23 protein-coding genes are annotated in these 24,530 nt (G+C 66.2%); 17 read left to right on the top strand and 6 right to left on the bottom strand.

What is annotated here, in order from left to right; translation table 11 throughout:
- Positions 1-180 precede the first annotated feature (180 nt).
- From ACW174_RS06415 to ACW174_RS06400, 4 genes are all read right to left on the bottom strand, one after another.
- Positions 181-2,043: a copper resistance system multicopper oxidase gene (locus ACW174_RS06415; RefSeq protein WP_035308097.1), complete on the bottom strand. Its 1,863-nt coding sequence runs from the start codon at positions 2,041-2,043 to the stop codon at positions 181-183.
- Positions 2,044-2,180: 137 nt separating this feature from the next.
- Positions 2,181-2,651 (bottom strand): DUF305 domain-containing protein, encoded by a 471-nt coding sequence (locus ACW174_RS06410; protein WP_035308099.1) that lies wholly within the window; start codon positions 2,649-2,651, stop codon positions 2,181-2,183.
- Between the two features lie 55 nt (positions 2,652-2,706).
- Positions 2,707-3,387 carry a DUF305 domain-containing protein gene (locus ACW174_RS06405; protein WP_052004990.1) on the bottom strand — a complete coding sequence of 227 codons (681 nt, stop codon included), beginning with the start codon at positions 3,385-3,387 and terminating at the stop codon, positions 2,707-2,709.
- Between the two features lie 282 nt (positions 3,388-3,669).
- A complete protein-coding gene (locus ACW174_RS06400) occupies positions 3,670-6,018 on the bottom strand; it encodes a heavy metal translocating P-type ATPase (protein WP_492017245.1) in 2,349 nt (782 codons plus the stop codon).
- A 107-nt stretch (positions 6,019-6,125) separates the two neighbouring features.
- Here ACW174_RS06400 and ACW174_RS06395 point away from each other — a divergent pair, with 107 nt between their 5' ends.
- The 8 genes from ACW174_RS06395 (at position 6,126) to ACW174_RS06360 (ending at position 16,454) form a co-directional block, all read left to right on the top strand.
- Positions 6,126-6,401: a metal-sensitive transcriptional regulator gene (locus ACW174_RS06395; protein ID WP_088582502.1), complete on the top strand. Its 276-nt coding sequence runs from the start codon at positions 6,126-6,128 to the stop codon at positions 6,399-6,401.
- Positions 6,402-7,358: 957 nt separating this feature from the next.
- Positions 7,359-8,405: an acyltransferase family protein gene (locus ACW174_RS06390; protein ID WP_244304231.1), complete on the top strand. Its 1,047-nt coding sequence runs from the start codon at positions 7,359-7,361 to the stop codon at positions 8,403-8,405.
- A gap of 315 nt (positions 8,406-8,720) precedes the next feature.
- Positions 8,721-9,167, top strand: coding sequence for a hypothetical protein (locus ACW174_RS06385; protein WP_088582500.1), 447 nt, complete (start codon positions 8,721-8,723; stop codon positions 9,165-9,167).
- Positions 9,168-9,220: 53 nt separating this feature from the next.
- Complete coding sequence (locus ACW174_RS06380; protein WP_492016827.1) at positions 9,221-10,537, top strand: TolC family protein; 1,317 nt, start codon at positions 9,221-9,223, stop codon at positions 10,535-10,537.
- Positions 10,534-11,796 carry an efflux RND transporter periplasmic adaptor subunit gene (locus tag ACW174_RS06375; RefSeq protein ID WP_088582498.1) on the top strand — a complete coding sequence of 421 codons (1,263 nt, stop codon included), beginning with the start codon at positions 10,534-10,536 and terminating at the stop codon, positions 11,794-11,796. Before ACW174_RS06380 ends, ACW174_RS06375 begins: the two co-directional genes overlap by 4 nt.
- Positions 11,797-11,810: 14 nt before the next feature.
- Positions 11,811-14,999, top strand: coding sequence for an efflux RND transporter permease subunit (locus tag ACW174_RS06370; protein ID WP_035308111.1), 3,189 nt, complete (start codon positions 11,811-11,813; stop codon positions 14,997-14,999).
- Positions 14,996-15,724 carry a HupE/UreJ family protein gene (locus ACW174_RS06365; protein WP_035308114.1) on the top strand — a complete coding sequence of 243 codons (729 nt, stop codon included), beginning with the start codon at positions 14,996-14,998 and terminating at the stop codon, positions 15,722-15,724. Before ACW174_RS06370 ends, ACW174_RS06365 begins: the two co-directional genes overlap by 4 nt.
- Before the next feature lie 13 nt (positions 15,725-15,737).
- Positions 15,738-16,454 carry a hypothetical protein gene (locus ACW174_RS06360; protein ID WP_035308115.1) on the top strand — a complete coding sequence of 239 codons (717 nt, stop codon included), beginning with the start codon at positions 15,738-15,740 and terminating at the stop codon, positions 16,452-16,454.
- A 31-nt stretch (positions 16,455-16,485) separates the two neighbouring features.
- Here ACW174_RS06360 and ACW174_RS06355 read toward each other — a convergent pair whose 3' ends face one another.
- Positions 16,486-17,805 carry an MFS transporter gene (locus tag ACW174_RS06355; RefSeq protein ID WP_088582497.1) on the bottom strand — a complete coding sequence of 440 codons (1,320 nt, stop codon included), beginning with the start codon at positions 17,803-17,805 and terminating at the stop codon, positions 16,486-16,488.
- Between the two features lie 67 nt (positions 17,806-17,872).
- Here ACW174_RS06355 and ACW174_RS06350 point away from each other — a divergent pair, with 67 nt between their 5' ends.
- The 8 genes from ACW174_RS06350 to ACW174_RS06315 all read left to right on the top strand — a co-directional run bounded on the left by ACW174_RS06350 (position 17,873) and on the right by ACW174_RS06315 (position 23,236).
- A complete protein-coding gene (locus ACW174_RS06350; RefSeq protein WP_088582496.1) occupies positions 17,873-18,148 on the top strand; it encodes a metal-sensing transcriptional repressor in 276 nt (91 codons plus the stop codon).
- A 7-nt stretch (positions 18,149-18,155) separates the two neighbouring features.
- Positions 18,156-19,268 carry a nickel/cobalt efflux transporter gene (locus ACW174_RS06345; RefSeq protein ID WP_135194135.1) on the top strand — a complete coding sequence of 371 codons (1,113 nt, stop codon included), beginning with the start codon at positions 18,156-18,158 and terminating at the stop codon, positions 19,266-19,268.
- 7 nt (positions 19,269-19,275) lie between these two features.
- Positions 19,276-19,470, top strand: a complete 195-nt coding sequence (locus ACW174_RS06340; protein ID WP_135194134.1) for a DUF1289 domain-containing protein — start codon at positions 19,276-19,278, stop codon at positions 19,468-19,470.
- Between the two features lie 310 nt (positions 19,471-19,780).
- The gene (locus ACW174_RS06335; RefSeq protein ID WP_492016826.1) at positions 19,781-20,833 is read left to right on the top strand and encodes a type III polyketide synthase; all 1,053 of its coding nucleotides are present in this window, start codon (positions 19,781-19,783) and stop codon (positions 20,831-20,833) included.
- Positions 20,833-21,339 (top strand): isoprenylcysteine carboxyl methyltransferase family protein, encoded by a 507-nt coding sequence (locus tag ACW174_RS06330; RefSeq protein WP_245159367.1) that lies wholly within the window; start codon positions 20,833-20,835, stop codon positions 21,337-21,339. Before ACW174_RS06335 ends, ACW174_RS06330 begins: the two co-directional genes overlap by 1 nt.
- A 455-nt stretch (positions 21,340-21,794) precedes the next feature.
- Entirely contained in the window at positions 21,795-22,364 is a 570-nt protein-coding gene (locus ACW174_RS06325; RefSeq protein WP_492016825.1) for a JAB domain-containing protein, read from the top strand.
- Positions 22,365-22,634: 270 nt separating this feature from the next.
- Positions 22,635-22,841 carry a hypothetical protein gene (locus ACW174_RS06320; protein WP_287928202.1) on the top strand — a complete coding sequence of 69 codons (207 nt, stop codon included), beginning with the start codon at positions 22,635-22,637 and terminating at the stop codon, positions 22,839-22,841.
- A complete protein-coding gene (locus ACW174_RS06315; RefSeq protein ID WP_492016824.1) occupies positions 22,829-23,236 on the top strand; it encodes a helix-turn-helix transcriptional regulator in 408 nt (135 codons plus the stop codon). Before ACW174_RS06320 ends, ACW174_RS06315 begins: the two co-directional genes overlap by 13 nt.
- Here ACW174_RS06315 and ACW174_RS06310 read toward each other — a convergent pair.
- Complete coding sequence (locus ACW174_RS06310) at positions 23,233-23,499, bottom strand: DUF7662 domain-containing protein (protein ID WP_492016823.1); 267 nt, start codon at positions 23,497-23,499, stop codon at positions 23,233-23,235. The two genes, ACW174_RS06315 and ACW174_RS06310, sit on opposite strands and share 4 nt — an antisense overlap.
- A 404-nt stretch (positions 23,500-23,903) precedes the next feature.
- Here ACW174_RS06310 and ACW174_RS06305 point away from each other — a divergent pair, with 404 nt between their 5' ends.
- Positions 23,904-24,290 (top strand): c-type cytochrome, encoded by a 387-nt coding sequence (locus ACW174_RS06305; RefSeq protein WP_287928198.1) that lies wholly within the window; start codon positions 23,904-23,906, stop codon positions 24,288-24,290.
- Positions 24,291-24,530: the final 240 nt, after the last annotated feature.

Below are 24,530 nucleotides of genomic sequence, written 5' to 3'. Positions count from 1 at the left end.
CGGCCGTACCTATCCGGGATGCATCGGCGGTGGAGGAGCCGCGCGCGACGCAGCCCTCCGGAAGCGCCTGGCGAACAGGCGCGGGCGTGGCATGCCCGGCGTGGCTCTGCGCCAGCGCCGACGTCGCCGCCGTCGCGGAAGCCGCTGCGAGGATCAGGGGGAGAATCGCGACCGACGTCTTCACGATGCGGCTCCTTCCATCGGACGGACCGTGACCACGTTGAACATCCCGGCATGCATGTGCAGCAACAGGTGACAGTGGAAGGCCCAGTCGCCGGGGTTGTCGGCGGTCAGGTCGAAACTGACCTTGCCGCCCGGCGGAACGTTGACAGTGTGTTTGAGCGGCTGGTGCCCGGCAGGGCCCCCGGTGACCAGTTCGAAGAAATGGCCGTGCAGATGGATCGGGTGCGCCATCATGGAATCGTTGACCAGGGTCACGCGCACCCGCTCGTCCCGCTCGAACCGGATCGGCTCGACCAGCTCGCTGAATTTTCGGCCGTCAAAGCCCCACATGAACCGCTCCATATTGCCGGTCAGATGGATTTCCATCGTCCGGGACGGGGGACGCTGATCCTTGTTGGGCTGGAGCGAGACGAGGTCGGTGTAGACGAGGACGCGATGCGGAACATCCTGAAGCCCGATCGGACGCTCGCCCATGCGGTTGGCCGGCGCCATCGCGATGGCATCGACGCCCACACCGACCGCCATGTCGGGCGGCGCATTCTCGGGATCGCGCATGTTCATTCCGGCCATGGAGCCGTGATCCATTCCAGGCATCGCCCCGGCAGGCTGGGCAGGCACGGCGCCGTGATCCATGCCCGCCATGGCTCCGCCGGAGGCTCCGGTCATGGCCCCGTGGTCCATCCCGGCCATGGCTCCGCCCGGCTGGGCTCCCATGGACCCGTGATCCATTCCGCCCATGCCGCCCATGTCCCCCATGCCCATGTCCTTCATGGTCAGGTTGGGAACCTCCCGCAGCGGCGGAACCTCAGCGGTCATTCCAAGACGCGGCGCCAGGGTCGCCCGCCCCATGCCCGATCGGTCGATGGCTTCGGAGACGATGGTGTAGGCGCGGTCCTCGGTCGGCTGGACGATGACGTCATAGGTCTCGGCCACAGAAATCTGGAACTCGTCGGTCTCGATCGGGCGCACATTCTCGCCGTCGGCCTGAACCACGGTCATCGGCAGTCCGGGAATTCGCACGTTGAAGATCGACATGGCCGAGGCGTTGATGATGCGCAACCGCACCCGCTCGCCGGGCCGGAACAGACCGGTCCAGTTCTCCCGCGGCCCGTGGCCGTTGATCAGATAGGTGTAGGTCGAGCCGTTGACGTCGAGGATGTCGCGCGGATCCATGCGCATCTCGCCCCACATCCGGCGCTCTTCCAGGCTCATCCGGTCGCTGCCGTCCAGCAGGCCGGCCAGGGTGGTGCGCTGGCGGTTGAAGTAACCGGGGCTCTTCTTGAGCTTGTCGAAGATTTCGTGCGGGTGCATGAAGCTCCAGTCCGACAGGACCAGCACATGTTCGCGGTCGTAGGCGACCGGGTCGGCGCCCGCCGGGTCGATGACGATGGGCCCGTAATGGCCGAGCGCCTCCTGCAGTCCTGAGTGGCTGTGGTACCAGAAGGTGCCGGACTGCCGGACCGGGAATTCGTAAACGAAGGTCTCGCGCGGGCGGATGCCGGGGAAGCTGACGCCCGGCACACCGTCCATCTGGAACGGCAGCAGGATGCCGTGCCAGTGGATGGATGTGTCCTCATCAAGCTGGTTCGTCACCGCGAGGCGGACGTTCTGGCCTTCGCGCAAACGGAGCACCGGCGCGGGAAGCACGCCGTTGATCGTTGTGGCCGTGGCGGTGCGCCCGTTCACGGTGAACGGCGACTGACCGATCGTCAGGTCGATGTTCGGGCCGGTGAGGGTCGGCAGGTCCGCCCGCAACCCCGGCGAACCTGTCTGGGCCCAGGCGGGCATCAAGCCCTGCAGGGCCGCGAGACCGCCTCCGGCGACAGCGCCGCGCAGCAGTAGTCGACGATCCAGCTTCATGGGATACTCCTGAAAGTCATGACCGCGCCTCCGTACGGCGACGATCTATAGGGATTTACGCAGGCGACGCGGTCGGCCCTCGCGACACGCTGCCGCAGAGCCGACCGCGCCGGCGGCCCTCGCGGCCGCCCGCCGAATTACCGCCGCGCCAGAAGAGCCTTCATCTGGGCGATCTCCTGTTCCTGGGAGCGGACGATTTCCTCGCACAGACCGAGCACTTCCGGATCCGTCAGCGAGGCTTGCTGGCACATCAGGATGGCGCCGGAGTGGTGCGGGATCATCGAACGCAGGAACTCCGTGTCTCCCACCGCCGCCTGGGTCCGCATACCCCAGAAGCTGACCGCAAACACCAGGGCGGCAGCCCCGCCGATCAGCAGATTCGTCCGTTTCGACGGATACATCGACCGCATGAACACCAGCATGAGGATCGCCATAGGCGAGACCATCATGAGGGTCATGTAGACGTTGTTGAGGTTGAAGTAGAAATGATTGAGGGACGCGATCATCGTGTACATCACGAGGTACATGATGATGAAATCCAGGACGAGCTCGATCGCGAACGACCGATAGCTCCCCTTCATGGCGTGCATGGTCTTCATGTTTTCCATCGATTGTTCTTCCTCTACTCGCAAATCTGCAACGGGACTTCTCGCCGACGCCGGATCATCCTGCGCTGGCGGGATGAGCCTCCAGCCAGGCGCGCAGCTCCGCGATGTCCGCGGTCTGCATCTCGATCGTCTTCTGCGCCATGCGCCGGATGTCGGCGTCCTGGCTTTCGCGCAGCACCACCTGGGCCATGTCGAGGGCGCCCTGGTGATGCGCGATCATCTTGCGAGCCCAGGTCTGGTCCGTGTCGACCCCGGTCGCGGCCATCATGGCCTCCATCATTTTCGCTTCGGCCGGCGCGAACGGCGGCTCACCGCCTCCGCCCGGCGCTGCCGCACCGGCTGCGGCCCCCACGTTTGTTTCGAGCCAACGCTGGAGCTCGGCGATGTCCCCGGTCTGCATCTCGACGGTCTTCTGCGCCATCCGGCGAATGTCGGCATCCCGCGTGTCGCGCAGCACGATCTGGGACATATCGAGGGCGCCTTGGTGATGGGGGATCATCTTGCGGGCCCATGCCTCTCCGGCGCTGGCTCCCGTCGCCGACCTCATGGCCTCGTGCATCCTCGCCTCGGCGGCGGAGAAGGGCGTCTGCGCCATCGCCATGGGCTCCGGAGTCTGCGCCGACTCGTCGGCCTTGGAGGCCGCCGGCGGCTCGGCGGCCGGGCTGCACGCCGCCACGAGGAGAGCGGAACAGCCGGCGAGCAGAACGGACGAGCGTGTGAAGGTCAGGTTGAACATCGGGTGTCTCCGGCGTGGGGCGGCGCCGGCGAATCGGCCGGCGGCTAGTTGAAGAGGGCGCCGGCGAGGCGGCGGCGGGACGCGGACTTGAACCGGGATCTCGGCGCCGTTGCGCAACCGGACATGAACGCCAGTTAAATCCGGGTCCTCCGACACGGTTCCGCCTTGATCAAATATACCCGAACGCTGTTGGATCAGGCGAGGGATCGGCTGCCGGAGTGCGTAATGGCGCAAACGCCGGTCGTCGCCTTCTCCTGGCCCCGGTCCCCCATGCCGCCCCCGTTAAAGTCTGACCGCACGAAGCCGCAGCGCATTGCCGATGACGCTCACGGAGGACAGGGCCATCGCCAACGCCGCCAGAGCCGGCGACAGCAGGAGGCCAAAGATCGGGTACAGCAGCCCCGCCGCGACCGGGATGCCCAGGGCGTTGTACCCGAAGGCGAAGACGAGATTCTGGCGAATGTTGCTCATCACCGCCTTCGACAGCTTGCGGGCCCGGACGATGCCCTGGAGGTCGCCCCCCAGCAGGGTGACGCCGGCGCTCTCGATCGCCACGTCGGAACCTGCGCCCATGGCCACACCAACATCGGCGGCGGCCAGGGCCGGGGCATCGTTGACCCCGTCGCCAGCCATGGCGACGATCCGGCCCTCGGCGCGCAGCCGCTCGACGACCGCCGCCTTGTCCTGCGGCAGGACCTCGGCCTGGACGTCGTCTATGCCGAGCCGGCGCGCCACCGCCTCGGCCGTGGTCCGGTTATCCCCGGTCATCATCACCAGGCGCAGGCCCGCGGCCTTCAGATCGCGAATGGCCCCGGCGGTCGTCGCCTTGACCGGGTCGGCGATGCCGAGGACGCCGGCCGCGGCCCCGTCCACGGCCACGAAGATCGCGGTGGCGCCGTCCTGGCGTAGCGCCTCGGCCTCGGCCTCGAGGGCGGCGACATCGACGCCGATCTCGCCGAGGTAGCGGCCGTTGCCGAGCGCCACGCGGCGGCCGTCGACCACCCCGGTGACGCCACGCCCGACCGGGCTGTCGAACTCCGAGGCCTCCGACAGCGCGAGCTTGCGATCCGTCGCGGCGCGGACGACGGCGTCGGCCAGCGGATGTTCGCTGGCCCGCTCCAGACTGGCGGAGAGTCTCAGAAGCTCGGTCTCGTCGAACCCGGGCGCGGGCCGGATCGCCGTGACCGACGGGCGCCCCTCGGTCAGGGTGCCGGTCTTGTCGAGCACCAGGGTGTCGACCTTTTCGAAACGCTCCAGCGCCTCGGCGTTCTTGATCAAGACCCCGGCGTGGGCGCCGCGCCCCACCCCGACCATGATGGAGATCGGCGTTGCCAGGCCCAGCGCGCAGGGACAGGCGATGATCAGCACCGAGACCGCGGCGACCAGCGCGTAGGACAGGCGCGGTTCGGGACCGACCAGGCCCCAGACGAGGGCGGCGAGAACCGCGATGCCGATCACTGCCGGCACGAACCAGCCGGACACCTTGTCGGCCAGCCGCTGGATCGGCGCGCGGCTGCGCTGGGCCTGGGCCACCATCTGGACGATCTGCGCCAGCAGGGTGTCGGCGCCGACCTTGTCAGCCCGCATCACGAACGAGCCGGTCTTGTTGAGCGAACCGGCGACGACCTTGTCCCCGACGCCCTTGGTCACCGGCATGGATTCACCCGTGACCAGGGACTCGTCGATGGTTACGCGACCGTCCAGAATCTCGCCATCGACCGCCACCTTCTCGCCGGGGCGGACGCGCAGCCGGTCTCCGACGGCGACCATGTCGAGCGTGACGTCCTCGTCGCCGCCGTCGTCACGGAGCCGCCGCGCGGTCTTGGGCGCCAAATCAAGCAGCGCCCGGATGGCGCCGGACGTCTGTTCGCGGGCGCGCAGCTCAAGAATCTGGCCCACCAGAACCAGGACGGTGATGATGGCCGCTGCCTCGAAATAGACCGGCGCGCTGCCGTCCATCCGGCGGACCGCCGCCGGGAACAGAGCCGGCGCCAGCACCGCGACCACGCTGTAGATCCAGGCCGCGCCGACGCCGATGGCGATCAGGGTGAACATGTTGAGGCTGCGGTTGCGGAGGGAAGCCCAGCCCCGCTGGAAGAACGGCCAGCCGGCCCACAGCACCACGGGCGTCGCCAGCGCGAACTGGATCCAGTTGGAGGTTTGGCCCGAAATCCGCATCGCCAGTCCGGTCAGATGGCCGCCCATCTCGAGCGCGAAGACGGGCAGGGTCAGGACCGCGGCAACCCAGAGGCGGCGGGTGAAGTCGATCAGTTCGTGATTGACCGGCGCCTCGGCGGTGACGGTCTCCGGCTCCAGCGCCATGCCGCAGATCGGGCAGGAGCCCGGGCCCTCCTGGCGCACCTCCGGATGCATCGGGCAGGTGTAGATGGTGCCCGGGATGACAGGCGCCGGTTGCCGGGCCTCGCCGAGATAGCGGTCCGGATCGGCGATGAATTTGGTCCGGCAGCCCGCCGAACAGAAGAAATAGTCCTTATCGTCGTGGGCCGCCCGATGCGCTGTGGTCGCCGGATCGACGGTCATGCCGCAGACCGGATCGACCGCCTTCGCGCCGCTGTCCGCCGATTTGGCCGAACAGCAGCTGTGGTCGGGCGGATGCGAAGGGGAGGGCATGGACATGGCGGGCTCCTTGAAACAGCTGGACGCCATATATACCCTAAGGGGGTATCGCGCAAGGCGCTGTCCTGGGGTATGGTCGAACGGTCAGAGCGAGGAATTGGATGCAGACGGAAACAAAACCCAAGGTGTTGAACCGCCTGAACCGGATCGAGGGCCAGGTGCGCGGCATCGCCCGGATGGTCGAGGAGGACCGCTACTGCGTGGAGGTCCTCACCCAGCTCCAGGCCGTACGGGCGGCCCTGCTGCGCGTCGAGAGCGAGGTGCTCAGAGACCACCTTGACCACTGCGTCATGGGGGCGATGACCGGCGACGATCTCTCCGATCGCAAGGCCAAGGCCACAGAACTGATCGACCTTCTCGGACGCGCCTCGCGGTAGCGCAGGACATTTCCCTAGACATCCCGTCGGATTGGTTCGGCGAGCGTCTTAAAATATCCTCTCGGGTAGTCGGGCCGACCGCCGATCTGGCCTGCCCGGGGCGTGTGGACCCCGGACCGGAAACTTGCCCAAGAGATGATCCCACAGGCTGGTGAACAGGCCGAAAAACCCACGGAAAATCACGGGAGCGTAGCAAAGACGTGGAGCCTGCATCTGCGCCTAGGCCAGGACCTTGAGGCGCCGACCGCCCAGGCTCCCGGGCGACGGCTCCGGGCGCCGGGTCCTCAGACGGCTTGAGGAGCGCCCCTTCAAGGCGTGCATCCAGCTTACATACCTTGACGCCGAGCTGTTCTTTGAAGCCCGCCACGATGCGGTCCGGCTGGGCCTCAGGGCTCGACAGGGCCGTCGGAGAGGGCGGAATGACGAGGCGAGGGCCGGCCGATCAGCGCCAGAAGGCCCGATGACGATCGCCTGACGGCTCAGGGCGGACGGTCGTCCAGAACCACGCGGACCGAGCCCGCGCGAGCCACGGTCAGCTGGATTGCGACATGGGTGGGCGACGTGGTCTTCGTGCGCGCCCGCATAGACGGCCCATCCATCGCCCATGGAGAAAACCGCGCTCGATGAGATCCAGGCCATCGTTCACCACGGCCCGCGCTGAACTGTGGGCTGAGCCGGTGGCACGCGTCATCCCGCCTTCCGATGAAACCTGCAAGCCGACCGCCATGAGCCCGCGAGCGGCGCAGGATCAGATCATGGCCTTTTCTCCAGCGCGGCAGGCCTGACCCCCGGATGCGAGAGGATGAGGGATGGCGGCGACCGATGCGTATACCAATTAAGCGGTCCGTCCTGTGCCGCCCGCCGTGGGGGCCATCGTTCATGACGTCCGTTTCTCCGACTCACGAAGGCTACCCGGCTGATCTGAGGGCCCTGACCAGCCTGCGGGCCTTCCTGGCCATGGGCGTGGTGCTGTTCCACTACCAGCTTCAGTGGGATCCGGCCCTGGGCTACAGCCCGATCATCGAGCGAAGCCGGCTGGGGGTCGACGCCTTCTTCATGCTGTCGGGCTTCATTCTGGCCCACGTCTACGGCCCCGCTTTCGCCGCAGGAACGTTCAGCTACAGGCGCTTCCTCGTGGCCCGCTTGGCTCGGCTCTATCCCCTCCATCTGGCGATTTTAGGCGGTGTTCTGATCATGGTGCTCGGAGCTTCAATCTCTGGCGTTCCGTTCGATCTCTCGACCTACACGACAGAGGGCTTCTTCAAGACCCTGTTCCTGGTACAGGCGTGGTTTCCAAGCGAAATCGGATACAATTGGAGCGGCCCGTCCTGGTCGCTCTCGGCGGAATGGTTCGCCTATCTGCTGTTCCCGGCCTACGCCCTTCTCTCCATCCGGATGAGACATCGTCCTTGGTTCCTGCTCGGCTTGGGCATCGTCAGCTATGTTGTCATCGACGCGGCCTACGTCTCAACCTTCGGCAAGGTTCTGCCTCGGGCCGAGGACGACATGGGCATCTTGCGCATAGCGCCGGCCTTTCTGATCGGCATGGCGCTCTACGGCTTGGGCCATCGCTGGCGCTGGAGCCGGCCCGTCGCCATCGCCGCCGCCCTGGCTGCTACCCTCGTGTTGCTCGGCGCTATGCAGCTGTCGTTGGACGACCGGATCATCGTCGCCCTCTCAGCCCCCGTTATCCTGACCTGGTCCCTGCTCGCACGCGCGGACTGCGAGGGGCCTCTCGCCGCCCCTGCGCTGGTTTTCGCCGGTGAAGCCTCCTTCGCCCTCTATCTCGTGCACATGCCCGTCCTCGTCGCCTTCAAGGGCGTGGTCGCCGAACTGCGCGGCATCGACAGCGCCTTCCGCATCACGCCAGTCGAACTGGCAGGGTTGTTCGTCGTCACGGCGCTGATCGCGGCGGCCCTGCATCTGCTCGTTGAGAAACCTGGGCGAACCTGGATCCGACGCCGGTTCGAAAGCCGGCGAGCCCGGCCCGCAGCGCCGGCCTGACCCCGGGCCACGAGACGTGGGTACTGCCTCGGCGTCGGTCAATCCCGACCGGTCGGCGCCGCACTGGCGCCGCAGCGACCCGCAGCCCACCAAGAAAACATTTTGAGAATGATAGTGAGTCACTCCCATGCCGCCCCTTACCACGACTGGCGGATCGATCAATGTTCGCATCGTCGCAGCCGTCAACGGAGCTCCCGACCTCCGCCATCACGTATCCACCTGAAGGACGAATCCTAGCCATATCGTGATGCGGCAACCTCGACCGTTGCCATTGGGATCGGGTCGCACTATGGCGGATGAAGGAGCCGTTCAATCTTGTCTCGCCTGTTTCGCACCATTTGCGTCAGCCTGTGCGCCGCCCTCGTGGCGACGTTGAGCCTGCATGGGGTTCAGGAAGGGCGGCACCAGATTGCCCATGCGTCGGATTGGCCGGCAGTCGCGATCGGCCACGGTGATCACGCAGAGATCGCGGACGTCGATCATGGCTCGCTGCACGTCCATATCGCCCCCGACGCGCCAGCCGAGGATCCACTGGATCAAGCCGAAGACGGCGAAGACGAGGGCGAGGCCGGGCGTCCAGCAAGCCATCACCACCATACGAGCGGCGACAGCCACACCGCCATCCCGATCCTCAACCGCGATCTGAGCCCCCTCGTCGCCATGAACGCCGTGCTGATCCAGCCGGCGGGCGATGGCGCACGTCCGGCCCACGACGGCGACGGGCCTGAATACCCTCCCAGACGGACGCGCACGATCATCTGATCCGACGCGGCCAATCGGTCGCGCGTGCACCCCCGTTTCCCGGAGAGAATCCCTTGAAGACCCCATCGTCCGGCATTGCCGGGCCGTGGGCGCGACTGACGGCCGTGTCGGCCCTCGCGCTCATTCTGGCGGCCTCGCTGCCGCCGACCCTTGCTGTCGCACAGGATGCGGCGGCCACGTCCACCGCGCCTGTACTGTCGCTGGACGAGGCGCTGCGTCGAGCCGCCCTGGTCGATCCCTCACTGGCACCGACCCAGGCCCGGCGACAGGCGTCGCGGGCAGCCGTGCGTCAGGCGGACGTTCGTCCCAACCCCACGCTTGGGGTGATGGTCGAGAACTTTCCGACCATCGGCGGAGGCGACCTGTTCCGTCGGACCGAGACCACGCTCACAGTCGAGCGACGGTTCGAGCGGGGCGGTGACAGGTCCGCCCGTGTCTCTCTCGCCGAAGCCGAAGGGCTGCTGGTCGACGCCACCGCGCGCATTCGCCAGTTGGACCGGCTCGAACAGGTGCAGCGCGCCTGGGCGGAAGCTCTGGCGGCTCAGGCCGAGTTGGAGATCGCCCGCGAGCGCCTTGACCTCGCCGAACGGTTCCAGACCGAGGTCGGTCGCCGCGTGGACATGGCGCGCGATCCTCTGTTCGCCGGGGCGCGCGCCGAGGCCGAACTGGCCCAGGCCCAGATCGATTGCGATCAGGCCGAGATCGCCGTCCGGGTCGCCAATATCTCGCTCGCCCGCTTCTGGGACGGATCGGCGGACTTCACCCTCGGCCTTGAGACCTTCGCCGACACCCGGTCGGCGCTCGACGTCACGGATGGGGTCGCCCAGGCGGACCTGGACATCTTCGTCGCCCAGCGCGACATCGCCGTCGCCCGGGTGGCGGTGGAGACGGCCCGCGCCCGGTCGGACGCCACGGTCAGCGCCGGCGTCCGTCACTTCGGGGACGGCAACGACCTCGGCTTTGTCGTCGGCGCGTCGATTCCCCTTGGTCGCTACGATCAGAACCTCGGGGCCATCGACCGCGCCCGAGCGGAGGGGCTGGCCGCCGAGGGTGATCTCGCCGCCGCCCGCATCGACCGTGAACGTGAGATCGCGCGCCTGCAGGTTCAGGTCATGGCCCGAGCCAGCGAAGCTCGCAGGATCGGGCAGGAAACCCTTCCCCAGGCCGAGCGCGCCGTCGTTCTGGTGCGCGACGGCTTCAACAGGGGCGGCTTCACCTACAACGACGTCATCTCCGCCCAGACCGCCCTGCTGCAGACCCGCGCCCGCCGCGTCGCGGTGCTCAAGCAATTCCATATCGATCGCGCCCGCCTCGACAGACTGACCGGCGCGCACGGCGCCCTGATCCTCGCCCTGGAGACTCAACCATGATCCGCCTGACACCTTCGCGGCGCTGGCTCGTTGCGTCCGCGATCGTCCTCGCCTTCGCCGCCGCCGCTTGCGGAGACAAGCGCGCCGAAAAGGCAGGCGAAAACGGCGAGGCTGCCGCCGCCGACTATGAGCGTGGCCCTCACCGAGGCCGGATGCTCCGCGACGGAGACTTCGCCCTTGAGATCACCATCTTCGAGGAAGGACCAGAGCCCCTGTTCCGGCTCTATCCCTATCTGAAGGACAAGCCGCTCGATCCACGTCAGGTCCAGGCGACCATGGCCCTGACCCGTCTCGGGCCGAAGGTCGATCGGTTCACCTTCATCCCGACCGAGGACTATCTCGCCAGCCCCGGTGTCGTCTCCGAGCCGCACTCCTTCGACGTGGCGGTCGCGGCGACCCAGAACGGCAAGCGATCGACCTGGGCCTACCAGTCCTATGAGGGTCGCACCGTCATCTCAGCCGACGCCGCCCGCGCCGGTGGCGTCACCACGCAGCGCGCCGGTTCCGCAGTCCTGGGCGAGTCTCTGCCGTTGAGCGGTCGGGTCGAGATCACGCCTGAGGGCCAGAGCGATGTCTTCGCCCGCTATCCGGGTCGGGTGATGGCGTTGAACGTCGAACTGGGCCAGCGCGTATCGCGAGGCCAGGTTGTGGCGCGGGTCGAGTCCAGCGAGAGCCTCCAGACCTATTCCGTCACCGCGCCGATCTCCGGCGTCATCATGGCCAAGAACGTCAACGCCGGGGCCATCACCGGCGCGGGCGGCGAGCCGATGCTGGTGATCGGCGACCCAACCCGCCTCCATGCCGAGTTCGCCCTCTATCCGCGCGATGCAGAACGTGTCCGCCGGGGCCAGCGGGTCGAGGTCACCAGTCTGGCAGGTGACCACCGTTTCAATGGCGTCATCGAAACCATCCTGCCCGGCTCTGATCCGATGAGCCAGACCCTGATCGCCCATGTCGAACTGGCCTATCAGGGCGGCGTCTGGCGGCCGGGCCTGGGAGTACAGGGCACCGTTCAGGTCGGTGAGGGTGCAGTGCCTCTCGCCGTCCAGACCAAGGCCATCCAGCCGTTCCGCGATTTCCAGGTCGTCTACGCCAAGGTCGGCAACACCTATGAGGTGCGGATGCTCGAACTGGGCCGAAGGACCGACGAGTGGACCGAGGTGCTTGGCGGGCTCGAACCCCGAACCGAATACGTCGTGGACGGCGCCTTCCTCATTCGCGCGGACATCGAAAAGTCCGGCGCGAGCCATGATCACTAGGGGGCGCGAGAACCATGCTTGCACGCATCATCGCCCTGTCGATCCGCTTCCGATGGGCGGTCATGGGGCTCGTCCTCCTGGCCTGCGCCATCGGCGTCTGGAGCTTCCAGCGCCTGCCGATCGACGCCACTCCGGACATCACCAACGTCCAGATTCAGATCAACACCGAAGCCCCCGGCTATTCGCCGCTGGAGGCCGAACAGCGCATCACCTTCCCCGTCGAGACCGCCGTCGCAGGCGTTCCGGGCCTTCAATACACCCGCTCGGTTTCGCGATACGGGTTGAGCCAGGTGACCGTCATCTTCGACGACGGCACCGACATCTATTTCGCACGCCAACTGGTGAATGAGCGCCTCCAAAGCGCCCTCGGTCAGCTTCCCCCCGGCGTCACCCCTGAACTTGGCCCTATCGCCACCGGCCTCGGGGAGATCTTCATGTATACGGTCGAGGCCGAGCCGGGTGCACGACGTCCCGACGGCCAGCCCTATACGACCGAAGACCTGCGCACGCTTCAGGACTGGGTCATCCGGCCCCAGCTTCGCAACACGCGCGGTGTCACCGAGGTCAACACCGTCGGCGGCTACGAGCGTCAGTATCACGTCACACCCGATCCGCAGCGGCTGGCGGCCTACGGGGTGACCATGGCCGAGGTGGTCGAAGCGCTGGACAACAACAACGCCAACGTCGGCGCGGGCTATGTCGAGCGCTTCGGCGAACAGTATCTGATCCGGGTGCCGGGGCAGGCTTCGACGAGTGAAGACCTGGGCAACATCGTGATCGCCACGCGTGGGGGCGTTCCGATCCGCATCCTGGACGTCGCCGACATCGGAATGGGCCAGGAACTTCGCACCGGCGCCGCGACCGAGAACGGCAAGGAGACGGTCCTTGCGACGGTTCTCATGCTGGCTGGCGAGAACAGCCGTATCGTCGCCCAGGCCGCCGCCGCCAGCCTGCAGGAAGCCGCCAAGGCCCTGCCGCCCGGTGTCGTCGCCACGCCGGTCTACGACCGCACCGAACTGGTGGAACGCGCCATCCACACCGTCGAAAAGAACCTCGTCGAGGGCGCCCTGCTGGTCATCGTCGTGCTGTTCCTGCTGCTCGGCAACATCCGCGCGGCCCTGATCACGGCGGCGGTCATTCCCGTCACCATGCTGATGACCATCACCGGCATGGTGCGGACCGGAACCTCCGGCAATCTGATGAGCCTCGGCGCGCTCGACTTCGGCCTGATCGTGGACGGCGCCGTCATCATCGTCGAGAACTGCCTCAGGCGCTACGGCGAGGCCCAGCATCGCCTGGGTCGTATCCTGACCCGCGAGGAACGGTTCGATCTGGCGGCGACCGCCTCCAGCGAGGTAATCCGGCCCTCGCTATTCGGGGTCATGATCATCACCCTGGTCTATGTCCCCATCTTCGCCCTGACCGGGGTGGAGGGGAAGACCTTCCACCCGATGGCGATCACCGTCGTCATCGCCCTGACGGCAGCGCTCCTGCTGTCCCTGACCTTCGTACCCGCCGCCGTCGCCATGTTCGTCACCGGCAAGGTCGAGGAGAAGGACAGCTTCCTGATGCGCTGGGCCCGGGTGGGTTATCAGCCGGCGCTCGACTTCGCGCTCAGGACCCGCAGCCTGATGATCGGCATTGCGGTCGTGCTGGTGCTGCTCGCCGGGTTCGGGGCGTCGCGGATGGGCTCGGAGTTCGTGCCCAATCTCGACGAAGGCGACATCGCCATGCACGCCCTGCGCATCCCGGGCACCAGCCTGACCCAGGCCGTGCAGATGCAGACTGCGTTGGAAGCCCGCATCGCCCGCTTCCCCGAGGTGGAGCGGGTCGTGGCCAAGATCGGCACCGCCGAGGTCGCCACCGATCCGGTGCCGCCCTCGGTCGCCGACACCTTCATCATGCTGAAGGACAGGAAGGATTGGCCGAACCCTCGCAAGTCTCGCGGCGACCTCGTCGCCGAGATGGAAGAGGCCGTGAATGAGATTCCCGGCAGCAAATACGAGTTCACCCAGCCGATCCAGATGCGGTTCAACGAACTGCTGAGCGGGGTGCGGGCCGACGTCGCCATCAAGGTCTATGGCGACGATCTCGACGAACTGCTGCGCCTCGGCGCCGAGATCGAAGCCATCGTGGCCTCGGTGGACGGGGCCGCCGATCCCCAGACCGAACAGATCACCGGCCTGCCGGTGCTCCAGATCACACCCAACCGACCCGCCATGGCGCGCCTTGGCCTGAGCATCGAAGACGTCCAGTCGGTTATCTCCACCTCGATGGGCGGCACGACCGCCGGGCAAATCTTCGAGGGTGACCGTCGTTTCGACGTCGTTGTCCGCCTGCCCGAGCGTCTGCGCGCCGACACCAACGCCATCGGTCGTCTCCAGGTCCCGCTCCCGGCGGGCGAAGGACAGCCGCGTCAGTTCGTGCCCCTGAATGAGGTCGCCACGATCGAACTCACAAAGGGTCCGAACCAGATCAGCCGAGAGAACGGCAAACGCCGCATCGTGACCACGGCCAATGTCCGCGACCGCGACCTGGGTTCGTTCATCCGCGAGGTTCAGGACCGGGTCGATGCTGAGGTCGCCATACCGGCCGGCTATTGGGTCACCTATGGCGGAACGTTCGAGCAGTTGATCTCGGCCGCCAAACGATTGCAACTCGTGGTTCCCGCGGTGTTGCTGCTGATCTTCGGCCTGCTGTTCGCCTTGTTCCGCTCGGTCAAGGACTCGGCCATCGTTTTCTCCGGCGTGCCTCTGGCCCTGACCGGAGGGGTGGCCGCCCTGATGCTGCGTGGGCTGCCTCTGTCGATCTCGGCGGGGGTCGGATTCATCGCCCTGTCCGGGGTCGCCGTGCTCAACGGTGTCGTCATGGTCACCTTCATCCGCAGCCTGATCGCCGAAGGGAAGCCTCTTGGCGAGGCAATCCGGGAGGGGGCGCTGACCCGTCTTCGCCCGGTGCTGATGACGGCGCTCGTCGCCAGCCTCGGCTTCGTGCCCATGGCCTTGAACGTCGGAGCCGGCGCCGAGGTCCAGCGCCCGCTGGCCACGGTCGTCATCGGCGGGATCATCTCCTCGACCCTGCTGACCCTGCTCGTGCTCCCCGCCCTCTACAGCCTCGTCCACGGCCGCCCGTCTTCGCCGAACGGCGTCAGACGGTCGTGGCGTGAGCGGCTTCCCTTCGCATACTCCCGGAGGACTTCATGAACCCGCGTCTCCAGCGCGCGACCGCCTGGTTGCGAACGCCCATCGGCCTGCTGAGCGCAGGCCTGTTGGTGCTCTTCCTCAACGGCCTGTTCACCGCCACCCTGGCGCACGGGGTGGCGGCAGGGGACAAGGGCTACATCCAGGAGACGTCCGGCATCGTCTTCTGGCCCTTCGTCTATCTGGGGGCCAAGCACATGGTCACCGGTTACGACCATCTGCTGTTCCTGTTCGGGGTGATCTTCTACCTCTACCGCCTCAAGGATATCAGCCTCTACGTCACCATGTTCGCCGTCGGGCATTCGACGACCCTGCTGCTGGGCGTGATGCTGAACGTCAACGTCTCCAGTTATCTGATCGACGCCATCATCGGCCTGTCCGTCGTCTACAAGGCGCTCGACAACATGGGGGCCTACCGACGCTGGTTCGGTGTCCAGCCGGACGCCAGGGCCGCGACCCTGGCGTTCGGTCTGTTCCACGGCCTGGGTCTGGCGACCAAACTGCAGGACTTCCAGCTGTCTTCAGACGGCCTCTTGGTCAACCTGATCGCCTTCAACATCGGCGTGGAGATCGGCCAGCTTCTGGCGCTCGGAGCCATCCTGATCGCCATGGGATTCTGGCGCCGGACCGCCAGCTTCGGGCGCCACGCCTATCTGGCCAACGTCATCCTCATGATCCTCGGTTTCATCCTGACGGGCTATCAGCTCGTCGGCTTCTTCGTCGCCTGACGGGAGACCTTCCATGCAAAATCTCAATCAACCCGATCCCGCCGAACTGCCGTCGACGGCCAAGCTGCTCAAGTCTACCGGCGTCGCCGTCGTCATCGCCTCGGCCCTGCTGGTCACCGTGGTCCTTCCAGCCGAGTACGGCGTCGATCCTACCCGCATCGGCTCGGTCTTCGGGCTGACCGAGATGGGCCGGATCAAGCGCCAACTCGCCGTTGAAGCTGCGGCTGAAGCGGCCTCAACGGCGGCGGTCATTACATCCACGAGGACCGCGCCTGCCTTGCCGGCAGCCGCACCAGTGGGCTCACCAGACACCGCAACTCAGGAGCCGGCCAGGTCTGCCAAGACCGAAGCCGTCCCGCCAGCGGTCACGACCCAGACGGCAGCCGCAGCTACGACAACCAATGGCGCATCGGCGGGTCGCAGCCATCGCACGTCCCTGACCCTTGAGCCTGACGAGGGGGCCGAGATCAAAATGGCCATGGGGGACGGCGCGAAGGCGAACTTCACCTGGTCCACCAGTGGCCCGGCGGTGAACTATGACACCCATGGTGACGGCCAAGGGATCACCTATCACGGCTATAGCAAGGGAACCTCCGCCCGCGAGACGGGGGTGCTAACGGCCGCTTTCGCGGGTCATCACGGCTGGTTCTGGCGTAACCGCAGCGGCGAGCGTGTCACCATCACGCTTCAAACCTCGGGCGACTACGAGAGCGTCGATTTCGTCGACTGAGGCTTACGGTCGGATGTCTCCCGCCTTGGGCTCACTCCTTCGTCGTCGGCCATCGCGGGTGGCGCTCGTCGATGACGAAGGGATGGCTGTGCAACGCCTCTCCGGATTGACCGTCCAGATGCGGATCGTCTTCGGCCGGTGCGTCATGCCGATGCGGCAGGTCCGTCGGGTCGTTCGCAGGCCAGACTACAAATCCTAGGACCGTTCCGAACGCGCACAGGGCGGCCAGCACCAGAAAGGCCGCGCTGGGGTCCGCAGCCGCGCTGACCAGACCGGCGACCGGATAGGCGATCAGCCAGGCGGCGTGGGACAGGGCGAACTGCGCCGCGAACAGGGCCGGACGATCCTGTGCGTTGGAAGACCGACGCAAGGCGCGACCCGCCGGTGTGAGGGTCAGCGAATAGCCGACGCCCATGACGGCCCAGAGGATGAGCAGGGCGACATAGGTGGTCGCCAGCACCGATCCCCCAAGCAGCACCAGGGTCATGATCGCGGCGCCCCACAACATGGCGGTCCGGTCTGCGACCCGGTCCAGCAGGCGAGGCAGGGCGATCGCCGCCGCCATCGACCCCGCCCCGAAAGCCGCTAGCGCCCAGGCGGCGGCTTGGCCGGACATGGCGAAGCGGGACTGCACCAGGACGACCGTGTTGACGAACACCATGGCCCCGCCGGCGGCCTCGGCGATGCTGATGGCGATCAGACCGCGCAGACGTGGCGTCAAAGCGAACAGGCGAACCCCGCCCGTGAGCCGCTGGATGAAGGGTTTCTGAGCCGTCTGCGTCAGTACCGGCAGTGCAGCCGTGACGACGAAAAGGGCCGAGATAACGAAGCCGAGGGACGTCCCGGCGAACAGATTGTTGTAGCTCATGAAGGCGAGGAGCACGGCCGCCAGCACGGGACTGGCCACGCTCTCGAGATCGGCCGCGAGGCGCGAGAGCGACAGGGCCTTGGTGTATTCCGCCTCGTCAGGCAGCAGGTCGGGGATCATCGCCTGGAACGCCGGGGTGAAGGCCGCCGAGGCGACGTACAGCACCGTCATCAGGGCATAGACCTCCCAGGCCTCGCCAACGAACGGCAAGGCGCCGGCGACACAGGCCCGGACGACATCCAGCGAGACCAGCAGGGCCTTGCGGGGAAGCCTGGCCGCCAGGGCGCTCGCGAAGGGCGCGACGCCGATATAGGCGATCATCTTGATGGCCAGGGCCATCCCCAAGACTTCGCCGGCATTGGCCCCGGCCAGATCATGCGCCAGCAGACCCAGCGCCACCGTCGCCATGCCCGTGCCGAGCAGGGCCGCGACCTGAGCCGTAAACAGGTGCCGATAACCGGCATGTCGGAGCGGGGAAAACATCGAAGATCATCCTGCGGGTCGAGCCAGGGGGCTAGCCTTATCCCCTCCGGGGGGATAGCATCTTGCTATGGCCCACGTCGTCCATAAATCCCATCCCGAGATCGTCAATCGGCTCAAACGCGCCGAGGGACATCTGCGGAAAACCATCGCCATGATCGAGGGCGGCCGCACCTGCCTCGACCTCGCCCAGCAGCTTCACGCAATCGAGAAGGCCGTGGCGGCGGCCAAGAAGGCCCTGATCCACGATCACATCGACCATTGCCTCGCCCATGCGGCGGAGGGCGATCCGGCTGAGGCGCGGCAGGCCATGGCCGAGTTCAAAGACATCACCAAATACCTGTGAGACGCCGATGACTCCGTTTGCGGACCTGCTCGCGCAGGGCTCGGCCCATGCCTGGCTGTTCATTCCCTCGGCCCTCCTTCTCGGGGCGCTTCACGGTCTTGAGCCGGGGCATTCCAAGACCATGATGGCGGCCTTCATCGTCGCCGTGCGCGGGACGGTCTGGCAGGCGGTATTGCTCGGGCTTTCGGCGACCTTGTCGCACACGGCCATCGTCTGGGCGATCGCCCTGACCGGTCTTTACTTCGGTCAGTTCTTCGACATCGAAGCCTCGGAGGGCTGGTTCCAACTGGCCTCGGCCGTGATCATCCTCGGTGTCGCCGCATGGATGCTGTTGGCCACATGGCGCGAGCAGAACGCCGTCCATAACGAGCATGATCATGACCACACCCACGACGAGACGCGCTGGATCGACACGGGCCATGGCGTCGTCAGCCTGAGTATCTTCGAGGACGGTATTCCGCCGCGCTTCCGGTTTGCCCCCGATCACGGTCCTGTCCCGAGGGCCGGCGACATCAAGGTCGCCACCACGCGCGCGGACGGCTCCGTCCAGACATTCCACTTCGAGACACGCGACGGCTATCTCGAATCGGCTGACGTCATTCCCGAACCCCACGCCTTCACGGCGCGGCTGGTTCTGGGCCACGGCAATCACACCCATGACTTCGACGTCGAGTTCGCCGAACACGATCACGAGCATGGTCATGACCACGGCGGCCTGGATGTCTCAAACCCCGGCCACCAGGACGCCCATGAACGCGCCCACGCCAACGACATCAAGAAACGGTTCGCCAACCGCAAGGTGACCACCTGGCAGATCATGCTCTTCGGCCTGACAGGCGGCCTGATCCCGTGCCCGGCCTCGATCACCGTCCTGCTGCTCTGCCTGCAGCTGAAGCAGGTGGCCTTGGGTGCGACCCTCGTCCTGTGCTTTTCGATCGGATTGGCGGCGACCATGGTCACCGTCGGTGTCGCAGCGGCGATCGGGATGCGGCATGCGGAGAAGCGCTGGTCGGGAGGTTTCGCGGCTTTTGCGCGGAAAGCGCCCTATTTTTCAGGCGGGCTGATCGCCATCGTCGGCCTGGTTCTCACCTGGCAGGCCGTCGTGGCCCTGGCCGGGTAGTTCCTTCATGACCGGCACGCCCTGTATCGATATCTGCACCTTCGACGGCCGCTCGGGTCAGTGCGAAGGCTGTGGTCGAACGCGCCCGGAGATAGCGGGCTGGCGCAAGCTTAGTCCCTATCAGAAGAGAACCATCGAACGGGATCTGCCGCGTCGTCTCGCCAGGCTTTCAGCCAACCTCACACCGAAACCGACGGTGTGAAAAGAGACGTGAGGCCGTGGCCATCGCTCCGGTCCACCTTGCGGGTTACGGCGTTTGAGACCCGACGACGTCTCATTCTGACCGGCGCTGGCGAGATAGCGGTCGAGAATGAACTGGTCGAGAGGCACGCCGACCGCCCATCTCGGGAGCTGTTTCGTGCTTCATCCTCGAACGCTATGCTTCCGCTTCTGGGTGCTTTTGCGAGTGATGCCGGTTCTTATCTAGCTGTACTGTAAGCCTTTTTGGAACCTTGAAGCTTTCGCGCGATTAGCGTTCGGGTCGCAACCGATGCCGACCGGAGCGAACCTCGATGCCGGCTTCCGCCAAACTTCTCTCCATCGCGACCGCAAACGCGCCGAATGTCATGACCCAGCCGGACGTGGTCCGGGTCGCTCAGGCGCTGTTTAGAGACCGGTTTCCCGGAATCGACCGGATGCTGCCCGTGTTCGACACTGCGGGGATCAGGACGCGGCAATCGGCCATGCCCCTGGATTGGTATCTCACTCCACGGAGTTGGCCGGAACGGACCCAGGCCTATCTCGACATCGCGGTCGGCATGTTGGCCAGAGCCGCGGAAGCGGCTCTCGATCAAGCAGGCCTGAAAGGTTCCGATGTCGACGTGGTCATCACGGTCTCATCGACGGGCATCGCCACGCCCAGCCTTGAGGCCCGCGCCATGGCCCGGATGGGATTTCGCTCCGATGCAGCGCGGGTCCCGGTCTTCGGCCTCGGCTGCGCCGGCGGAGCGACGGGCCTCGCCCTTGCGGGAAGGCTGGCCCAGGCCTCGCCGGGGGCCGTGATCCTTGTGGTCGTGGTCGAGCTCTGCACCCTTTCGTTCCGGATGGAGGATCTGACCAAGGCGGACATTGTTGCGACGGCGCTGTTCGGCGACGGGTCGGCCGCCTGTGTGGTGCGCTGCGGCGAGGCGGGCTTCGCCTCGATCGAGGCGGCGGGCGAACACACCTGGCCCGGAAGTCTGGACGTCATGGGCTGGCGCGTCGGCCCGACCGGTCTGGGCGTGATCTTCGACCGCGCCATTCCTCCGTTCGCCCGCGAAAACCTTCGACCGGCGATGGTCGGGATGCTCGAACGCCAGGGCCTGGAGCTTGAGGATGTTGATCGTTTCATCTGTCACCCGGGCGGAATGAAGGTCATCTACGCCCTGGAGGGATCCCTGTCCCTCGATCAGGGCAGTCTGGATCACGAACGGGAGGTTCTGGCCGACCACGGCAACATGTCCGCGCCGACGGTCCTCTACGTCCTCGACCGGGCGAGACGACGGGGCCTGCCGAACCGGTCGGTCGTGACCGCCCTGGGGCCAGGTTTCACCCTCAGCACCGTGACCCTGAGGGCGGCGGCGTGATGTTGTCCATCGTCGTCCTCGCCCTGGTGACCGCGCAGCGGCTCGGGGAACTGGTTCTGGCCGAGTATAACACTCACCGTCTGCGCGCCCAGGGCGCCGTCGAGACGGGCGCGGACCACTACGTCTTCATCGTCCTCCTGCACGGGGCCTGGCTTCTGGGACTGTGGGCGTTCGCGTGGGACAGGCCGGTCAACCTTGCCCTGCTCGCCGTCTTCGTTCTGCTCCAGGCAGGCCGGGTCTGGGTGATCGCCACTCTCGGTTCCCGCTGGACGACCCGGATCATCACCTTGCCAGGCGCGCCGCTGGTCACTCGGGGGCCTTATCGCTTCGTCTCCCATCCCAACTATGTCGTGGTCGCCCTCGAGATCGCGGTCCTGCCGCTGGCCTTCGGACTGGTCGGCTATGCGATCATATTCAGCCTTCTCAACGCAGCGATGATGTGGGTGCGCATCCGCAGCGAGGCCCGGGCTCTTTCGGCGGCAACCGCCGGAGCGCAGCCGGGATAGGAGACCGCTCGAGGCCTTCCTGTCGTGTCAGCAGGCGCGGATCCTGGCGGTGAGCTTAGCAACTCTGGTGCGAAGCCCCGTCCACCAGCCAAGCGGCTTTTTGGTTTTAGGCGGTCCAGCAAGTTCGCGGCGCCTGGCTCAGGGCAGTGTGAACACCGTCTGGATCCAGCCGCTCGTCTGGGCATGTTCGAGCAGCTCGAAGATCGGGATCGCAAACAGGAAGATCAGGCCATTCCTGAGGGTGACCAGAAAAAAGATGGGGCGGACTTCGAGGGTCTCGGCGTCCCGCCACTTCGAGACGTCTGGCCAGAAACGAGGCGTGGCCGGCGAGCATGAGGAGCCATTTCAGGAGCCAACCTGACGCCCGCGGCGTACCTCGCCAACAGTGAACCGGAGAAAAAGGAAGGGCGGAGGCGGCCGCCCCGAGCGGGGGTGGAACAGTCCAGGAGCCCGTGATGCGACCCTTGCCCTCATCGACGCCCCAGCCTTCCGATCGTCTCTCGGCGTCGCTTTTTGATCTACCGGGAGCCCTTCAGCCGGAGTTGGACGACGCGTCCCTACTCTCCCTGCTGATGACACGCACCTTGCCACAGCGTGACATTCCCCGGGCCGTTGAGACTTTGCTGAAGGTCTTCGGCTCGGTGGCAGCCGTCGTCGCTGCCGACCCGCCGGAACTCGCCCGGGCCGCTTCACTGAACGCGACCACGATCACCGACCTCAAACTACTGCAGCAGTTGAGCGTCCGTCTGGCCCGGTCGGAAGCTTGCCGACGTCCCGTCGTATCGTCCTGGTCATGCCTTATAGCCTATGTGCGCTCAGCGTTGGCCCACGCACCCCGGGAGCAGTTCCGCGCCCTCTACCTGGATCGAAAGAACGTCCTCCTCCGGGACGAATTCCTCGCAGAAGGGACCGTTGACCACGCGCCGGTCTACGTCGCCGCAGCCGTTGACTGCTACCTCGCGCTCTCGGCCGGGAGGGGCGCCCGCAATTCCCGAGACTGTCGGGTGCGGGAGCCGAGCCGATGACCCCGGCGACGGAACCGGTCATCTCGCCGACAGGGGCGACCGATGAGGATCTGCTGACCCGCAAGGAAGCGTCCGCCTTCCTGATACAGTTCGGTATCCGCATGAAGCCCGAGACCCTCGCACGGCTGTGGTCCACTGGGGGAAATGGCCCTCCCTGTCTCCACGTTCGGCATAGGCCCTACTATCCGCGTGGCGTGCTTCGCGCCTGGGCCCTGGACCAGGTCAGTGACTTGCGAGCGTCTGCGCCGCCGGCGGCACGGGGGCGGCGGCATGGCTGAGATGTGTTTCGAAGGGTTCAGGACCGAGTGGGCGCCCACGGTGGCGGATCTGCTGATCGACCCCGCAGTCAGCTTCGCCCTCAAGGACGTTCTTAAAACCTGGGAGGTTCGAGATCCGGTCGATGCGGCGCGAGACGCCCGCTTGCTGGCCGAGGTTCTGGAGCGCCGGGCGGACGAGGCGGTGTCATGGACCCTGTGAGCGAGCCGCCTCCGTTCGACGCGTTGGAAGACCGGATCCTGCCCTGGTCGCAGGTCAGGGTGATCTGTGGTCTGAGCCGGACGACGGTTTGGCGCATGCAGAAGAGCGGAGACTTCCCGGCCAGCGTCCAGGTGTCGCAGAACCGTGTGGGCTGGTGGCAGAGCGAGTTGCTGGCATGGAGACGAGCAAGGACGCCCCGGCGTCTGCCGGAGCCGCGGGCCATAGTAGCGGCGCAGGAACCGGTCGAACCGCCACAGATCAGGCGAATCCAGGAACAGGCAAAGGGAGCCGGTCGACCAGAGGCCGTGATTGACCCGGATCCAGGCGCCAAGACCCGTCGAAAACGGAAAGCCGCCGTTGCGGAAAACCAGACGGCGTTCGATTTTGGCGGTTAATGCGCGGGATGTGGGGCTTTGACCCGCTTGAAACGCACACGGTCAGCCCCAGCGATCAAAAGGGCGTCGAAGCCGGCGTCGCCCCAGGCCCGACGCTGAATTTGGGTCGTGGCCGGATCGGCCGTGCTGGCCCACCACTGCGGCAGGCTCGCGCTCTTGGGCAGCATATAGCCGATCTTGCGTTCCATCTCGACGAAGGAGAGTTCGAGCTCATCCGTCTTCTGTCTGCGGAGATAGTCTCGAAGCGGATCGTATTTGCCCATCGCTTCAGATGACCGGACACGGGGGTTCAGCGCAAGTCGAGCCGTCCTCAGAACAGCGCGGGCGAACCCGCCGCACATCCGGCCGGGGGTGGGAAATCGCTGGTGCGGCTCTAACCGACGGCGGATAGCCCGGCTCGGATCTCAACGACCTCATCGAACCGATCATCATTGAGGCGGTGGCGCTCGCGCGGTCTTGATCGACGTCATGGGACAAGGACAGGAAGCTGGCTTCAGCTGTATGTCGAGACCGCGCTCATACCGGTCGGGAGGCTCTCTGGCTCAGGGCGAACCGCTACGACCTGGGCAAGGTGTGCTACTGCACCGCATCCCGATGGCTTTGATCTCGATCAATGACGGCCGCGCCGAAAGAGGCGCTTTGAGCACAACCTCATGGAGCGGAAGTCTTGCGTCTAATCGCGATCACCGGATTGTTCTTGTTGACGGGATGTACGACCGATCCTGTCTATCGTGAAGCATCACGCACTGCGGAAGCAGCGCGATACTATCCGGTGGAAACGCTGGATTTCGCCTCCATCGCTCGGGGGAAGGCGCTTGTAGAAAGCCGCTGTGCAGCCTGCCACTCCGTCGGACCCACGGGGGAGAGTCCGAGCGCCGCCGCGCCGCCGCTGCGGCACTTGGGGACCCGTTATCCGGTGGCGGACCTTCAGGAAGCTTTTGCCGAAGGCATTACGAACGGCCATCCGGAGATGCCCCAAATCACTCTGGAAAGCGACGAAATCGCGGATCTGATTGTCTATCTTCAGGACGTACAGAACCATTCGAAGCCGTGACCGGGATGCGGGGCCGGCCGGCCCCTCTGGGTCGTCCGGCCTGATCCGGCCCGGGCTCACAAACCATTAGGGTTTCGAGCTCGATTGGGTGAGTGCGCGCGCTGTCAAAGCTGGCGAGTATTCAGGCCGATCCCCGTGTTTCCCGGGCAATCAGAAGCGGCAGCGGTCAAGGCCGAAGCCGATCAGAATGTTTTTCGGTCAGCGACGCTGGCCGGGGAGGCGGCGCGGTGCGGGCGGCTC

It is taken from the genome of Brevundimonas sp. AVps31, from assembly GCF_058681355.1.
Note: the sequence above shows the minus strand (reverse complement) of the source record. Positions and strands in the feature narration are given on the sequence as shown.

What these genes read in the sequence shown, in the direction of transcription:
- ACW174_RS06370 (WP_035308111.1), top strand. Translation starts at nt 11,811, where the DNA reads ATGCTTGCACGCATCATCGCCCTGTCGATCCGCTTCCGATGGGCGGTC.
- ACW174_RS06325 (WP_492016825.1), top strand. Translation starts at nt 21,795, where the DNA reads ATGCGACCCTTGCCCTCATCGACGCCCCAGCCTTCCGATCGTCTCTCG.
- ACW174_RS06315 (WP_492016824.1), top strand. Translation starts at nt 22,829, where the DNA reads ATGGACCCTGTGAGCGAGCCGCCTCCGTTCGACGCGTTGGAAGACCGG.
- ACW174_RS06340 (WP_135194134.1), top strand. Translation starts at nt 19,276, where the DNA reads ATGACCGGCACGCCCTGTATCGATATCTGCACCTTCGACGGCCGCTCG.
- ACW174_RS06345 (WP_135194135.1), top strand. Translation starts at nt 18,156, where the DNA reads ATGACTCCGTTTGCGGACCTGCTCGCGCAGGGCTCGGCCCATGCCTGG.
- ACW174_RS06365 (WP_035308114.1), top strand. Translation starts at nt 14,996, where the DNA reads ATGAACCCGCGTCTCCAGCGCGCGACCGCCTGGTTGCGAACGCCCATC.
- ACW174_RS06415 (WP_035308097.1), bottom strand. Translation starts at nt 2,043, where the DNA reads ATGAAGCTGGATCGTCGACTACTGCTGCGCGGCGCTGTCGCCGGAGGC.
- ACW174_RS06350 (WP_088582496.1), top strand. Translation starts at nt 17,873, where the DNA reads ATGGCCCACGTCGTCCATAAATCCCATCCCGAGATCGTCAATCGGCTC.
- ACW174_RS06395 (WP_088582502.1), top strand. Translation starts at nt 6,126, where the DNA reads ATGCAGACGGAAACAAAACCCAAGGTGTTGAACCGCCTGAACCGGATC.
- ACW174_RS06400 (WP_492017245.1), bottom strand. Translation starts at nt 6,018, where the DNA reads ATGCCCTCCCCTTCGCATCCGCCCGACCACAGCTGCTGTTCGGCCAAA.
- ACW174_RS06320 (WP_287928202.1), top strand. Translation starts at nt 22,635, where the DNA reads ATGGCTGAGATGTGTTTCGAAGGGTTCAGGACCGAGTGGGCGCCCACG.
- ACW174_RS06360 (WP_035308115.1), top strand. Translation starts at nt 15,738, where the DNA reads ATGCAAAATCTCAATCAACCCGATCCCGCCGAACTGCCGTCGACGGCC.
- ACW174_RS06335 (WP_492016826.1), top strand. Translation starts at nt 19,781, where the DNA reads ATGCCGGCTTCCGCCAAACTTCTCTCCATCGCGACCGCAAACGCGCCG.
- ACW174_RS06375 (WP_088582498.1), top strand. Translation starts at nt 10,534, where the DNA reads ATGATCCGCCTGACACCTTCGCGGCGCTGGCTCGTTGCGTCCGCGATC.
- ACW174_RS06310 (WP_492016823.1), bottom strand. Translation starts at nt 23,499, where the DNA reads ATGGGCAAATACGATCCGCTTCGAGACTATCTCCGCAGACAGAAGACG.
- ACW174_RS06390 (WP_244304231.1), top strand. Translation starts at nt 7,359, where the DNA reads ATGGGCGTGGTGCTGTTCCACTACCAGCTTCAGTGGGATCCGGCCCTG.
- ACW174_RS06330 (WP_245159367.1), top strand. Translation starts at nt 20,833, where the DNA reads ATGTTGTCCATCGTCGTCCTCGCCCTGGTGACCGCGCAGCGGCTCGGG.
- ACW174_RS06355 (WP_088582497.1), bottom strand. Translation starts at nt 17,805, where the DNA reads ATGTTTTCCCCGCTCCGACATGCCGGTTATCGGCACCTGTTTACGGCT.
- ACW174_RS06410 (WP_035308099.1), bottom strand. Translation starts at nt 2,651, where the DNA reads ATGGAAAACATGAAGACCATGCACGCCATGAAGGGGAGCTATCGGTCG.
- ACW174_RS06405 (WP_052004990.1), bottom strand. Translation starts at nt 3,387, where the DNA reads ATGTTCAACCTGACCTTCACACGCTCGTCCGTTCTGCTCGCCGGCTGT.